Genomic DNA, 13,186 nt, shown 5'->3' on the forward strand with positions numbered 1-13,186 from the left:
GGCGACGGCATACGATGGAGGGCTATGTCCGCGCCTGCGATCTCGTACCCGCCCGAGCTGCCGGTCAGCGCCGCGCGCGACGAGATCGCCGCCGCGATCCGCGACCACCAGGTGGTGATCGTCGCCGGCGCGACCGGCTCGGGCAAGACCACCCAGCTGCCGAAGATCTGCCTGGAGCTGGGGCGGGAGCGGATCGCGCACACCCAGCCGCGCCGGCTCGCCGCACGCACCATCGCCGAGCGCGTGGCCGAAGAGCTGCAGGTGCCGCTGGGCGGCCTCGTCGGCTACAAGGTGCGGTTCACGGATCAGGTGTCGGATGCCACGCGCATCGCGCTGATGACCGACGGCATCCTGCTGAACGAGATCCACCGCGACCGGCTGCTGCGCCGCTACGACACCATCATCATCGACGAGGCGCACGAGCGGTCCTTGAACGTCGACTTCCTGCTCGGCTACCTCAAGCGCGTCCTCCCCGAGCGGCCGGACCTGAAGGTGATCATCACCTCCGCCACCATCGACCCGGAGAGCTTTGCTGCGCACTTCGCCGCCCCGGGCGGCGCACCGGCGCCGATCATCGAGGTCTCCGGCCGCACCTACCCGGTGGAGATCCGCTACCGGCCGCCGGCTGCAGGAGACGATGACGCTTCGACGGGCCCAGCGTCCGCGACGGGCCCAGCGTCCGCGAGGGGCCCAGCGTCCGCTTCTGCATCCGCCGGGGAACCGGAGGACGAGGTGTCGGCGATCGTCGCGGCGCTGCGTGAGCTCGACCGCGAGGCGCCCGGCGACGTCCTCGTCTTCCTGCCCGGCGAGGCCGAGATCCGCGATGCCGCGGACGCCGTGCGCGGCGCGTACCGCTCGCAGACCGCGCCGGTCGAGGTGCTGCCCCTGTACGGCCGGCTGTCCGCCGCCGAGCAGCACCGGGTGTTCGAGAGGTCGACGGTGGCGGGACTGCGCCGCCGGGTGGTGCTGGCTACGAACGTCGCCGAGACCAGCCTCACCGTTCCGGGGATCAAATACGTCATCGACACCGGCACCGCGCGCATCTCGCGGTACAGCAGCCGCTCCAAGGTGCAGCGCCTGCCCATCGAGCCGGTGTCGCAGGCATCCGCGAACCAGCGCTCCGGACGCGCCGGCCGCACCAGCGCCGGCATCGCCATCCGGCTGTACAGCGAGGAGGACTACGCGAAGCGGCCGGAGTTCACCGAACCGGAGATCCTGCGCACCTCGCTCGCCTCGGTGGTGCTGCAGATGCTGTCGCTGGGATTCGGGGACATCGCCGACTTCCCGTTCCTCACTCCGCCGGATTCGCGGGGAATCAAGGCGGCGCTGGACCTGCTCACCGAGATCGGGGCGGCCGACCTCTCCCGGGGCGAGCCGCGCCTCACCCGGATCGGCCGGGAGATCGCGCGCATGCCGATCGACCCGCGGTTCGCCCGGATGCTGGTGGAGGCGGCGAAGAGCTCGCCCGAGGTGCTCCGCGACGTGCTCGCGATCGTCGCCGGGCTGTCCATCCAGGACGTCCGCGAGCGCCCGTCCGCCGACGCCCCGCAGGCGGTGCGCGACGAGGCCGAGCGCGCGCACGCCCGCTTCACCGACCCGGGCAGCGACTTCCTGACCCTGCTGAATCTGTGGAACCATCTGCGCGCGCAGCAGCGGGAGCTCGGGTCGAGCGCCTTCCGCCGGCTGTGCCGCGCCGAGCACCTGAACTACGTCCGCGTGCGGGAGTGGTTCGACGTGCACCGTCAGCTGCGCACCCTGGTGCCCTCCCGGTCGCCCAGTGAGACGGCCACCGCCGACCCGGATGCCCTGCACCGGGCGATCCTCGCCGGTCTGCTCTCCCAGATCGGCATCCTCGACGAGCGCACCGCGGCGAAGGGCCAGGGCGCCCGCACCGATCCGCGCCGTCGCGGCGCCGAGTACCGCGGTGCGCGCGGCATCCGCTTCTCGATCTTCCCGGGCTCCGCGCTGCGGAAGAAGAGCCCGCGCGCGGTGATGTCCGCCGAGATCGTGGAGACCTCGCGCACCTTCGCGCGCACGGTCGCGGCCATCGATCCGGCCTGGGCGGAGGCGCTGGCCGGCGACCTGGCGAAGCGGCAGGTGTCCGAGCCGCACTGGTCGAAGGACGCCGGCGCCGCGGTCGCCTTCGAGAAGGTGCTGCTGTTCGGACTGGAGATCGTGCCGCGCCGGCGCGTGCAGTTCGCCCGGATCGACCGACCCGGCGCGCGCGAGCTGTTCCTGCGGCACGCGCTGGTGGAGGGCGAGTGGGATCCGTCCCGGCTGGACAAGCGGGTCGGCGCGTTCTGGCGCAGCAACGCCGAGCTGCGCCGGCGGCTGGAGAAGCGCGAGGAGCGGGAGCGCCGTCGCGACATCCTCGCCGGCGACGAGGCCGTGTACCGCTTCTACGACGAGCGCATCCCGCCCGAGGTGTTCGATGTGCGCTCCTTCGAGAAGTGGTGGCGCGACACGCTCCCCACCGCCCCGAAGCTGCTCGTGATGCGCGAGAGCGACCTGCTCGAGGACGCCGACCGCGGCGAGCGCGGCGAGTTCCCCACGCGCTGGCCGCAGGGCGACCAGGTGCTCGGCCTCGCCTACCGCTTCGAACCGGGGGCGCCCGACGACGGCGTGAGCGTCGTCGTCCCGCTCGCGCTGCTGCAGCAGGTCCGGGACACCGGCTTCGACTGGCAGGTGCCCGGCCTGCGCGCCGAGCTCATCACCGGGCTGCTGCGGGCGCTGCCCAAGGCGATCCGCCGGCACGTCGTGCCCGCGGCAGACTGGGCGGAGCGCTTCGGCGAGGACGTCGCCCCGGACGCGCCCGAGCGGCATGACGGGCTGCCGCCCCGATCGCTGCGCGAGGCGCTCGCCAAGCTCATCCAGCCGCTCGCGAACCAGCCCGTCTCGGCCGCCGACTTCGACATGGAGCGGGTGCCGGGGCACCTGCGGATGAACTTCCGCGCGGTGGACGAACGCGGCCGCGTGGTCGGCTCGGACCGCGACCTCACCGCGCTGCAGCAGCGGCTCGCCGACCGCTCCCGCGCGAGCGTCGCGCGCACGGTCGCGAAGGGCGACAACAGCACCCCGAGCTCGTCGAAGGGTCCGGGTGACGGAGGAACCCTTCGACAGGCTCAGGGTCCGGGACAGGCTCAGGGTCAGGGACAGGCTCAGGGTCCGGGACGACCGACGGTCGAGCGCGACGGGATCACCACCTGGGACTTCGGCGACCTGCCGCCGGTGCTGGACACCCGGGTGGCCGGAGGCGTGGTCCGCGGCTACCCGGCCCTGATCGACGCCGGGAAGTCCGTCTCGCTGCGCGTGGAGGCGACGGCGGATGCCGCGGCCGCCGCCACCCGCGACGGCGTGCTGCGGCTCGTGCTGCTGAACGTCCCCTCGCCGGCCTCGTACGTGCAGGAGCACCTGACCGCGCAGGAGAAGCTCGCGCTCGCCGCCTCGCCGTATCCGAACGTCGCGGCGCTGATCGAGGACTGCCGTGCCGCGGTCGCCCACCGGATCATCGACGAGGCGAGCCCGGACGGCGGCGGCATCCGCACCGCGGAGGCCTTCGCACGCGTGCGGGATGCCGTCTCGGCCTCCCTCGTCGACGAGCTGTTCGCGTGCGTCTCGCTCGTGGCGCGCATCCTCACCCGTGCGCGCGAGGTCGAGCGCGGCATCCGCGCCCAGAACTCGCTCGCGCTGCTCGGCCCGCTGAACGACATCCGCTCGCAGCTGTCCGGGCTGCTGCATCCCGGCTTCGTCTCGGCCACCGGCATCGCCCGGCTTGCGCATCTCCCCCGCTACCTGGACGGCATGCTCGAGCGCCTGCGCGTGCTGGCCGAGGCTCCCGGGAAGGACCGCGCCCGGATGAGCGAGTTCGAGCGGATGGCGCAGCTGTTCGCGGATGCCGGCGGCACGATCCCCCTCCCCGCCGCCGCGCCGGCGCCGCTCGTGGAGGTCCGCTGGCTGCTCGAGGAATACCGGATCAGCCTGTTCGCGCAGCGGCTCGGCACCGCGCAGCCGGTCTCGCCGCAGCGCATCCAGAAGGCCCTGGCCGGAGCCGCCTGATGCCCGGCACCGTCTGATGCACCAGCACCGTCTGCCGCACCGTCTGCTCGCGATCCTCGCCATCACCGCCGCCTCGGTGCTGTGGGGCACGACCGGGACGGCGGCGACGTTCGCCTCGGATGCGGGGCCGCTCGCGATCGCCGCGGCCGCGCTCGGCGTCGGCCGCGTACTGCAGGCCGCCGTGGCGATCCGGCCGCTGCGCGAGGCGCGCGTCCGGCTGCACGAGCACCGCGCTCTCGTGGCGGCCGGCGCCCTGTCCGTGACGATCTACCCCCTCGCCTTCTACAGCTCGATGCACCTCGCGGGCGTCGCGATCGGGACCGGGGTCTCGCTGGCATCCGCGCCGCTGGCCTCCGGTGTGCTGGAGCGGGTCGTCGACGGCGCGCGGCTGGGACGCTGGTGGGTGGCGGCGGCCGCGGCCGGCATCCTCGGCAGCGCGCTGCTGTGCCTGTCCACCCTCGACGGCGACGCCGGTCGCGCGCTGTGGGGCACGTTCGCCGGCATCCTGCTCGGCCTGGTCGCCGGAGCGACATACGCGATCTACTCGTGGGCCGCGACCCGCCTGATGGGCGCGGGCGTGAGCCGTGCGGCGTCGATGGGAGCGGTGTTCGGGATCGCCGCCACCACGCTCACCCTGACCGAGCCCGCGGTCGCCGCCGTGCTCGCGGTGCTCATCGTCGGCGAGCGGCTGAGCCTCATCGGCTGGGTCGGCCTGGGGCTGATCGGGCTCGTGCTGGTGCTGCTCGTGCTCGCGCCGCCGCCGGGGCAGGAGACGCGCGGGGTCGCCCCGGCGGTGATCCCGGCCGACTAGCCTGGGACCATGGCTCGAGCGATCGTGTACACGGAAATCGGTGCCCCTGACGTCCTGCGCCTCGAGGAGGTGCCCGATCCCGTCGCCGGTCCGGGCGAGGTCGTGGTGCGGATCGAGGCCGCCGGGGTGAACCCCCTCGACGCGAAGCTGCGCGGCGGCCGCCGGCCGTCGCCGCCGATCACCCGGCCGCGCCGGGTCGGCTTCGACGGCGCCGGGGTGATCACGGCGATCGGCGAGGGCGTGCGGGGCTTCGGGGTCGGCGACCGGGTCGCGATCCGCGACACCGTCGGCACCTACGCCACGGCTCTGGCCGTGCCGGCCGCGCACCTGGCGCGCCTGTCGGACGGCGTGACCACCGCCGAGGGCGCCGCCCTCGGCATCCCGGCCGGCACCGCCTACCAGACCCTGCGCTCGCTGGGCGTGCGCAAGGGCGACACCGTGCTGGTGCATGCCGCCTCCGGCGCCGTCGGTCAGGCGATCGTCCAGTACGCCACGCTGTGGGGCGCCACCGTGATCGGCACGGCCAGCCCGGAGCGCTTCGAGCAGGTGCGCGCCCTCGGCGGCATCCCGGTCGCCTACGGCGAGGGGCTCGCCGAGCGGGTCCGCGAGGCGGCGCCCGGCGGCATCACGGTCGCGATCGACGTGGTCGGCACGGACGAGGCCATCCAGACCTCGCTCGCACTCGTCCCCGACCGGGACCGGATCGCGACGCTCGTGCGCGGCCCGGAGGCGGCGGACTTCGGCATCCGCGCGTTCTCCGGCGGCAGCCCGGTGCCGCTCACCGACGAGGAGAAGGCCTGGCGGGCGGAGGCGCTGCCGCTGACCATCAACCTCATCGAGGCCGGCGACTTCCAGGTGGAGCTGGGGCCGGAGCTGCCGCTGGCCGAGGCGGCGCGGGCGCACGAGCTGATCGAGGAGCACGCGGCGCGCGGCAAGATCATCCTGGTGCCGTGACGCCGCGGCGGTAACCGGCGGTAACAGACCGGGCGCGGGCGGGGCCCCTGCCCGGATGATGGACGGCATGAGCGCGTTCGCGACCCTTCAGATCCAGGCCGGCTACGTCCCCGGCACGCCGCAGAACGGCGCGATCCCGCCCATCCACCAGACGGCGGCGTACCAGTTCGCCTCGCTCGCGGATGCCACGGAGCTGTTCGCGCTGCGCAAGTCCGGGAACCTGTACAGCCGCAACGCCAGCCCGACCCAGCAGGTGCTGGAGGAGCGCGTCGCCGCTCTCGAAGGCGGCGCCTCCGCCGCCGCCGTGGCCTCCGGGCAGGCCGCCGTCGCGGTGACGCTGCTCGCCCTGGCGGGCCGCGGCGGGCACATCGTGGCCGCGAACCAGCTCTACGGCGGCACGGTCGACCTGCTGCACGACACGTTCGCCGACTTCGGCATCCCGGTGACCTTCGTCGACCAGGACGACCCGGACGCCTGGCGGGACGCGATCCGGCCCGAGACCCGCGCGGTGTTCGCCGAGTCGGTGGCGAACCCGATCGCGCAGGTGCTGGACATCCGCCTCGTCGCCGACATCGCGCACGAGGCCGGCGTGCCCCTCGTGATCGACAACACCGTCGGCACCCCTTACCTGGTGCGGCCGGGCGAGCACGGCGCGGACTTCGTGGTGCACTCGGCGACGAAGTTCCTCTCCGGTCACGGCACCTCCCTCGGCGGGGTGGTGGTCGACCAGGGCAGCTTCGACTTCGGCGCCGAGCCGGAGCGGTGGCCGCAGTTCACCGCTCCGTACCCGCGGTTCGGCGACTTGGTGCTGTGGGAGCGCTTCGGCATCGGCCAGTCCTTCGTGCCGCTGGTGAAGTCGAAGTACGTGCACGACCTGGGCCCGTCGCTGTCGCCGTTCAACGCGTGGCAGATCCTGCAGGGCATCGAGACGCTCGACCTTCGGGTGACCCGCCAGAGCGCCACGGCGCTCGCCGTGGCGCAGCATCTGCAGCGGCATCCGGCGGTCGCGGCGGTGAACCACCCGGGGCTGCCCGGCAACCCGTGGCACGACCTCGCCGCGCGGTACCTGCCGCGCGGGGTGCCCTCGGTGTTCTCGTTCGATCTCGCAGCCCCCGCCGACCGGGCCGCGCAGGAGGCGGTCGCGCGGGTGATCGACGCCCTCCGGGTGTGGCGCCTGGTTGCGAACATCGGCGACGCGCGCAGCCTGGTCGCGCACCCGGCGTCGATGACGCACTCGCATCTCACGGCCGAGCAGCTCGCCGCGGCGGGCATCTCGCCGACGACGATCCGGCTGTCGGCGGGTCTGGAGGACCCGGACGACCTCATCGCGGATCTCGACCGGGCGCTCGCCGGGATCTGAGGTCCGGGGCGCGGGGTGCCGTCCGCTCGCCCGCCGGGCCGCGCCCGCGCGGGCTAGTCTGAGTGCATGACCGGTCTTCGCTGGGGAATCCTCGCCACCGGGGGCATCGCCTCCGCCTTCGCCTCCGACCTCCGCACCGCCGGCCTCGACCTGGTGGCGGTCGGCTCTCGCACGCAGCAGGCGGCGGATGCCTTCGCCGAGCGCTTCGGCATCCCGCACGCGCACGGGTCGTACGAGGCGCTCGTGTCCGACCCGGACGTCGACATCGTGTACGTGTCCACGCCGCATCCGATGCACCACGCCAACGCACGGCTCGCGCTGGAGCACGGCAAGCACGCCCTGGTCGAGAAGGCGTTCACGATCAACCGGGCGCAGGCGGAGGATCTGCAGCGGCTGGCGGAGGAGAAGGGCCTCCTGGTGATGGAGGCGATGTGGACCCGCTACCTGCCGCACATGGTGCGGCTGCGCGAGATCCTCGCGGCGGGGACGCTCGGCGAGCTGCGCGCGGTGACGGCGGATCACACCCAGCTGCTGCCCTCCGACCCCGCGCACCGGCTGAACGCGCTCGAGCTCGGCGGCGGCGCCCTGCTCGACCTCGCCATCTACTCGATCTCGTTCATCTGGGACGTGCTGGGCGCGCCGACCTCGGTCAAGGCGTCGGGCCGGCTCGTCGAGACGGGCGCCGACAGCGAGGTCGCCACCGTGATGACGCACGAGGGCGGCGCGGTGTCGACCAGCATCTCGTCGTCGCGCGCGGCGGGGCCGAACACGGCGGTGGTCGTGGGAACGGATGCCCGGATCGAGATCGACCGGGTCTGGTACACCCCGACGTCGTTCCGGGTGGTCGCGCCGGCCGGCGAGGTCCTCGAGGAGTACGTGTCGAGGGTGGACGGGCGCGGCATGCAGTTCCAGGCGTTCGCGGCGGAGCGCCTCGTCGCCGACGGCACCCTCGCCGGGGACATCCTCCCGGTGGCCGAGAGCGTCGCCATCATGGGCACCCTCGACGAGATCCGGCGCCAGATCGGCGTCACCTACCCGGGTGAGTGAGGAACGACCTGATGGCCCACGGAGGAACGACCTGATGGCCCACGGAGGAACGACCTGATGGCAGAGAGCACGGACGCCCGCGTCGCGGTCTACCTGGACTTCGACAACATCGTCATCTCCTGGTACGACCGCGTGCACGGCCGCAACGCCTACGGCAAGGACCGGCAGCGCATCGCCGACGACCCGAACGACGCCGAGGTCGCCGACCGGCTCAGCCGCGCCATGATCGAGGTCGGCGCGATCATCGACTACGCCGCCTCCTTCGGCACGCTCGTCCTCACCCGCGCGTACGCCGACTGGTCCTCGCCCGTGAACGCCGAGTACCGCACGCAGCTGGTGGCGCGCGCGGTGGACCTGGTGCAGCTGTTCCCGGCGGCCGCGTACGCCAAGAACGGCGCCGACATCCGCCTCGCCGTGGATGCGGTCGAGGACATGTTCCGCCTGCCCGACCTCACGCACGTGGTGATCGTCGCCGGCGACAGCGACTATGTGCCGCTGGCGCAGCGCTGCAAGCGGCTGGGCCGCTACGTCATCGGCGTGGGGGTGGCCGGTTCCACCGCGAAGTCGCTCGCCGCGGCGTGCGACGAGTTCGAGGCGTACGACTCGCTGCCCGGCGTGGTCCGCCCGACGCCGCGTGCCGAGGTCGTCGCGACGGCATCCGCGCCCGCCAAGGAGCGAGCCGAGGGGAAGACGGGAGGCAGTACCCGCAAGGCGATGGCCGCGCCGAAGCTCGATGAGCAGGGCGAGGCGACGCAGCTGCTCGAGCGTGCACTGCGTCTCGGGCATGACAAGGCGGATGCCGACGAGTGGCTGCACAGCTCGGCGGTGAAGACGCACATGCGGCGCATGGACCCGTCCTTCAGCGAGAAGGCGCTCGGCTACCGGTCGTTCTCCGACTTCCTGAAGTCGCGGGACGACATCGCCGAGCTCGAGGAGACCGGGCACGAGCGCCTGGTGCGCCTGCGCGAGCGCTGAGGAGGACAGCCGCCGCGTTCGAGACCGAGGGAGGAACCATGACCGAGGAGCTGCGCACCCGGATCGCCGAGATCCGGGCCCAGGAGGAGCGCCTGGTGCTCCCCCGCTTCACCTTCGACGAGGCCTGGGAGATCGGGAGCTGGCTCGTCCGGGCCGCCCGCGAACGCGGCCTGGCGATCACGATCCGCATCGTCCGCGGCGAGCAGGTGCTGTTCCACGCCGCGCTTCCCGGCACCTCCGCCGACAACGACGGCTGGGCGACCCGCAAGGCGAACACGGTCTCCCGGTTCGGGCAGAGCTCGTATCTGGTCGGCCTCAGCCACAAGGCATCCGGGGCCGACTTCCTCGACAAGCCGTGGAACGACCCGGCCCGCTACGCCGCGCACGGCGGCGCCTTCCCGGTGACCGTCGCCGGCGTCGGCGTGGTCGGCAGCGTCACGGTGTCGGGCCTGGCGCAGGCGGACGACCACGCGCTGGTCGTCGAGGCACTGGAGCAGCACCTGGCGACCGCGCGCGACTGAGCCCCGGCTACTGGTTGCTGAACGCGGCGTCGAACGACGCCTCCGGCGGCGGCCACAGCAGCGACCGCACGAATCCGACCGCTTGCGCGGCCCCGTGCAGGCGGTCCATCCCCGCGTCCTCCCACTCGATGGAGATGGGCCCGGTGTAGCCGATCGCGTCCAGCGCGCGGAACGCGTCCTCCCAGGGCACGTCGCCGTGACCCGTGGACACGAAGTCCCAGCCGCGACGCGGGTCGCCCCAAGGCAGGTGCGAGCCGAGCACGCCGGCGCGGCCGTTGCGAGGCCGCATCCGGGTGTCCTTGCAGTCGACGTGGTAGATGCGGTCCCGGAAGTCCCAGATGAAGCCGACCGGATCGATGTTCTGCCACATCATGTGGGACGGATCCCAGTTGAAGCCGAAGGCGGGACGGCGGTCGATCGCCTCCAGCGCCCGCACGGACGTCCAGTAATCGTAGGCGATCTCGCCCGGATGAACCGTCGATCCCGGAGTGGTCGCGGAGGAATCGCACCGCCCCCACGACGTCGTCGAGGTGGATCCAGCTGAACTTCTGCCGGCCGCGAGAGCGGATGCCGAGGGGCTGCCGCGGCTGCGTCGGATGCTGCCCGATCCCCCGGTATCGGCGGTGCGGGAACCACCAGCCGTCGTACTGCGGTCCGCCCAGGCCCCACCGTGCGAGCCGGAAGAGCAGGTCGGTGGCGGGGCCGTCCCCGAGCACGATGGTGATGCGGAGAGCGACCCGCCGCGTGGCCGGCAGCGCGCCGCGGAAGAACTCCTCCTCCCAGGCCAGCGCGACGTCCGGGGAGAATCCCGTGTCGAACTCGGTGTCCGCCTCGGTCTGCGGCCGATCGAGCGCGTAGCGGTACACCGTGGCGCTGCTCGCGTTCATCCACACCGCGGGCGGATGCGCGGACTGCGCCACGGCCTCGCGCAGCACCCGGGTGGTGTCGAGGCGGGAGTGCAGGATCTCCTCGCGGTTGCGGTCGGTGAAGCGGCAGTTCACGCTCCGGCCGGCCAGGCCGATCAGCAGGTCGGCGCCGTCGACGAGTCCGCGCACGGCGTCCGGGTCGTCCCACCGGGCATCCGGGCCGTCGCGGCCGATCACCGCGATCTCGTACCCGTCCTCCTCAAGCGCGCGGCGCAGGGCGCGGCCGAGGAAGCCGCTGCCGCCGCCGAGGACCGCCCGCATCAGCCGTCCTGTTCTTCGCCGCGCTCCTTCTTGCGCTTCGCGATCTCCTCGCGCAGCCGCCACTCCTCGATCTCGCGCTCCAGGTCGGCGATCTGCTCCTCGGTGGTGCGGGTGTCGGCGGGCGCCGGCGGCGCCGCCGGCGGCGCCGGAGGGGCGGCCGTGACTGCTCGCGGTGCCCGCGCGGGCCCGCCGAGACGGATGCCGCCGTCGGGGTACTCCCGGCCGATGGCGAACCACAGGATGCTGCCGATGAGGGGCAGCAGGATGACCAGAAGCAGCCAGACGAACTTCGGCATGTACCGCACCTGCGCGTCCTCCCGCCGGATGATGTCGACGAGGGCGAACACCATCAGCGCGATGGTCAGCAGGGTGAACAGGAACGGCATGGTCTCAGGGTAGACGACCGGCGACTCCCGGTCGTCGGACGATGCCCGCGAGCGGACCGACTCGCTCAACGACCGGGAGGAAGGCGATCGAGAGCCCCGGTCGCCACCGGGCGGCCGGGCGTGTTGGACCACGCGCTCCACGACCCCGGATACACCGTCACGTCGCGGCCGGCGATGGCCCCGGCGAGGGCGAACTGGGCCGCGGTGATCCCGGACCCGCAGTACGCCGCGACCGGGGTGTCGACGCCGGCGCCGATGCCGTCCAGCGCAGCGGCGATGTCGGACGCCGGGCGGAACCGGCCGTCCGCGGTGAGCAGCTCCCCGATCGGGAGGTTCCGCGCGCCCGGGATGTGACCGGCGACCGGGTCGATCGGCTCGATCTCGCCGCGGTAGCGCTCCCGCGCGCGGACGTCGATGAGCACCCCGTGCTCCGGCCAGCGCGCGGCGCCCTCGGTGTCGATCGTGCCGGCATCCCCGGGCGCTGCGAGCTCGACGTCGCCCTCGGGCACGACGACCTCCCCGGTCTGGATCTCCCCGCCCGCAGCGAGCCACGCCGGCCATCCGCCGTCCAGCACACGCACATCCGCCACGCCGGCCCGGCGCAGCGCCCACCAGGCGCGGGAGGCGGCCAGCATCCGGTGGTCGTCGTACACCACGACCGGCACCCCGCGGCGGATGCCCCAGCGCCGCGCCGCGGCGGCGAGGTCGGCGTCCCGCGGCAGCGGGTGCCTGCCCTCGTGCGGCTCGCCGTGCCGCGCGAGCTCCCGCTCCACGTCGACGAACACGGCACCGGGGATGTGGCCGGCGAGGTACTGCTCCCGGCCGTCGTCGCGGCCGAGCTGCCAGCGGGCGTCCAGCACGTGCACCTCGCCGAGGCGCCGCTGCAGCTCCTCGGCCTGGATCAGGGGGTTCACCATGGCTCCTCCGCTCTCAGGAACGATCAGGGGGGACGATCAGGGGACGATGTGCCCGGCGGCGCGGAACAGCTCGTACCATTCCGCGCGGCTGAGCTCGACGTCGGCGCCGGCCGCGGCATCCGTCACCCGCTCCGGCGTCGTCGTGCCGAGCACGACCTGCATTTTCGCGGGATGCCGGGTGATCCACGCGGTCGCGATCGCGATGGGCTCGACGCCGTAGGACGCCGCGAGCCGGTCGATCACGGCGTTGAGCTCCGGGTACTCGGGATTGCCGAGGAAGACGCCGGTGAAGAAGCCGCCCTGGAACGGCGACCACGCCTGGATCGTGATGCCGTTGATGCGGCAGTACTCGACGATGCCGCCGCCGTCGCGGACGATGCTCTGGTCCGCGGCCAGCATGTTCGCCGCGAGCGGCTGCGCGAGGATGGGCGCGTGCGTGATCGACAGCTGCAGCTGGTTCGCGATCAGCGGCTGGCGGACCGCGGTGCGGAGCAGGTCGATCTGCCGGGGCGTGTGGTTCGAGACGCCGAACGCCCGCACCTTGCCCGAGGACTCGAGCTCGTCGAACGCCCGGGCGACCTCGTCCGGCTCCACCAGGGCGTCCGGCCGGTGCAGCAGCAGCACATCGAGATAGTCCGTGCGCAGCGCCCGCAGCGACCCCTCGACCTGGGCCACGATGTGCTCGTAGGAGAAGTCGAACATGCCCTGCGCGGGGACGATGCCGCACTTCGTCTGCAGCACGATCTCCTCTCGCTCCGACGCGGTCAGCTGCAGAGCGGCGGCGAACCGGTCCTCGCACACGTGCATGTCACCGCCGTAGATGTCCGCGTGGTCGAAGAAGTCCACGCCCGCGTCGCGCGCGGTGTCGTAGAGGGTGCGGATCTCGGCATCCGTCTTCTCCGTGATCCGCATCATGCCGGCGATCACGGCCGGCGCGGTCCCGGCGCCGAAGGGGACGTGCTTCATGGGGGC

The 13,186-nt window shown here is 73.1% G+C and carries 10 protein-coding genes and 2 pseudogenes; 7 read left to right on the plus strand and 5 right to left on the minus strand.

Going from position 1 to position 13,186, the window contains the following annotated elements; translation table 11 throughout:
* The first annotated feature begins 24 nt into the window (after window positions 1–24).
* From hrpA to JSY13_RS09105, 7 genes are all read left to right on the plus strand, one after another.
* Window positions 25–4,056 (plus strand): ATP-dependent RNA helicase HrpA, encoded by a 4,032-nt coding sequence (hrpA, locus tag JSY13_RS09075; RefSeq protein WP_432806408.1) that lies wholly within the window; start codon window positions 25–27, stop codon window positions 4,054–4,056.
* Between the two features lie 16 nt (window positions 4,057–4,072).
* Window positions 4,073–4,867, plus strand: coding sequence for an EamA family transporter (locus tag JSY13_RS09080; protein ID WP_259606380.1), 795 nt, complete (start codon window positions 4,073–4,075; stop codon window positions 4,865–4,867).
* A gap of 9 nt (window positions 4,868–4,876) precedes the next feature.
* On the plus strand, window positions 4,877–5,821 hold the full coding sequence (locus JSY13_RS09085; RefSeq protein WP_259606381.1) for a quinone oxidoreductase family protein: 945 nt from the start codon (window positions 4,877–4,879) through the stop codon (window positions 5,819–5,821).
* Between the two features lie 67 nt (window positions 5,822–5,888).
* A complete protein-coding gene (locus JSY13_RS09090; protein WP_259606382.1) occupies window positions 5,889–7,181 on the plus strand; it encodes an O-acetylhomoserine aminocarboxypropyltransferase/cysteine synthase family protein in 1,293 nt (430 codons plus the stop codon).
* Window positions 7,182–7,247: 66 nt separating this feature from the next.
* Window positions 7,248–8,228, plus strand: a complete 981-nt coding sequence (locus JSY13_RS09095; RefSeq protein WP_259606383.1) for a Gfo/Idh/MocA family protein — start codon at window positions 7,248–7,250, stop codon at window positions 8,226–8,228.
* A gap of 57 nt (window positions 8,229–8,285) precedes the next feature.
* On the plus strand, window positions 8,286–9,203 hold the full coding sequence (locus JSY13_RS09100; protein ID WP_259606384.1) for an NYN domain-containing protein: 918 nt from the start codon (window positions 8,286–8,288) through the stop codon (window positions 9,201–9,203).
* Between the two features lie 38 nt (window positions 9,204–9,241).
* Complete coding sequence (locus JSY13_RS09105) at window positions 9,242–9,724, plus strand: heme-degrading domain-containing protein (protein ID WP_259606385.1); 483 nt, start codon at window positions 9,242–9,244, stop codon at window positions 9,722–9,724.
* A 7-nt stretch (window positions 9,725–9,731) separates the two neighbouring features.
* Here JSY13_RS09105 and JSY13_RS09110 read toward each other — a convergent pair.
* The 5 genes and pseudogenes from JSY13_RS09110 to JSY13_RS09130 all read right to left on the minus strand — a co-directional run.
* Window positions 9,732–10,199 (minus strand): annotated as a pseudogene (locus JSY13_RS09110) (sugar phosphate isomerase/epimerase family protein); the annotation flags it as partial.
* Between the two features lie 361 nt (window positions 10,200–10,560).
* Window positions 10,561–10,911, minus strand: a pseudogene (locus JSY13_RS09115) (NAD-dependent epimerase/dehydratase family protein); the annotation flags it as partial.
* Window positions 10,911–11,297 (minus strand): PLDc N-terminal domain-containing protein, encoded by a 387-nt coding sequence (locus tag JSY13_RS09120; RefSeq protein ID WP_259606386.1) that lies wholly within the window; start codon window positions 11,295–11,297, stop codon window positions 10,911–10,913. The gene JSY13_RS09120 and the pseudogene JSY13_RS09115, both read right to left, overlap by 1 nt.
* Window positions 11,298–11,362: 65 nt before the next feature.
* A complete protein-coding gene (locus JSY13_RS09125; protein ID WP_259606387.1) occupies window positions 11,363–12,214 on the minus strand; it encodes a sulfurtransferase in 852 nt (283 codons plus the stop codon).
* Between the two features lie 36 nt (window positions 12,215–12,250).
* The gene (locus JSY13_RS09130; RefSeq protein WP_259606388.1) at window positions 12,251–13,180 is read right to left on the minus strand and encodes an aldo/keto reductase; all 930 of its coding nucleotides are present in this window, start codon (window positions 13,178–13,180) and stop codon (window positions 12,251–12,253) included.
* Window positions 13,181–13,186: the final 6 nt, after the last annotated feature.

Origin of the sequence: Microbacterium neungamense (assembly GCF_024971095.1) — a bacterium.
In the GTDB taxonomy this organism is placed as follows: domain Bacteria; phylum Actinomycetota; class Actinomycetes; order Actinomycetales; family Microbacteriaceae; genus Microbacterium; species Microbacterium neungamense.

Excerpts from the sequence above, each read along its gene's own strand:
- hrpA (WP_432806408.1), top strand. The coding sequence starts at position 25 with ATGTCCGCGCCTGCGATCTCGTACCCGCCCGAGCTGCCGGTCAGCGCC.
- JSY13_RS09080 (WP_259606380.1), top strand. The coding sequence starts at position 4,073 with ATGCACCAGCACCGTCTGCCGCACCGTCTGCTCGCGATCCTCGCCATC.
- JSY13_RS09085 (WP_259606381.1), top strand. The coding sequence starts at position 4,877 with ATGGCTCGAGCGATCGTGTACACGGAAATCGGTGCCCCTGACGTCCTG.
- JSY13_RS09090 (WP_259606382.1), top strand. The coding sequence starts at position 5,889 with ATGAGCGCGTTCGCGACCCTTCAGATCCAGGCCGGCTACGTCCCCGGC.
- JSY13_RS09095 (WP_259606383.1), top strand. The coding sequence starts at position 7,248 with ATGACCGGTCTTCGCTGGGGAATCCTCGCCACCGGGGGCATCGCCTCC.
- JSY13_RS09100 (WP_259606384.1), top strand. The coding sequence starts at position 8,286 with ATGGCAGAGAGCACGGACGCCCGCGTCGCGGTCTACCTGGACTTCGAC.
- JSY13_RS09105 (WP_259606385.1), top strand. The coding sequence starts at position 9,242 with ATGACCGAGGAGCTGCGCACCCGGATCGCCGAGATCCGGGCCCAGGAG.
- JSY13_RS09120 (WP_259606386.1), bottom strand. The coding sequence starts at position 11,297 with ATGCCGTTCCTGTTCACCCTGCTGACCATCGCGCTGATGGTGTTCGCC.
- JSY13_RS09125 (WP_259606387.1), bottom strand. The coding sequence starts at position 12,214 with ATGGTGAACCCCCTGATCCAGGCCGAGGAGCTGCAGCGGCGCCTCGGC.
- JSY13_RS09130 (WP_259606388.1), bottom strand. The coding sequence starts at position 13,180 with ATGAAGCACGTCCCCTTCGGCGCCGGGACCGCGCCGGCCGTGATCGCC.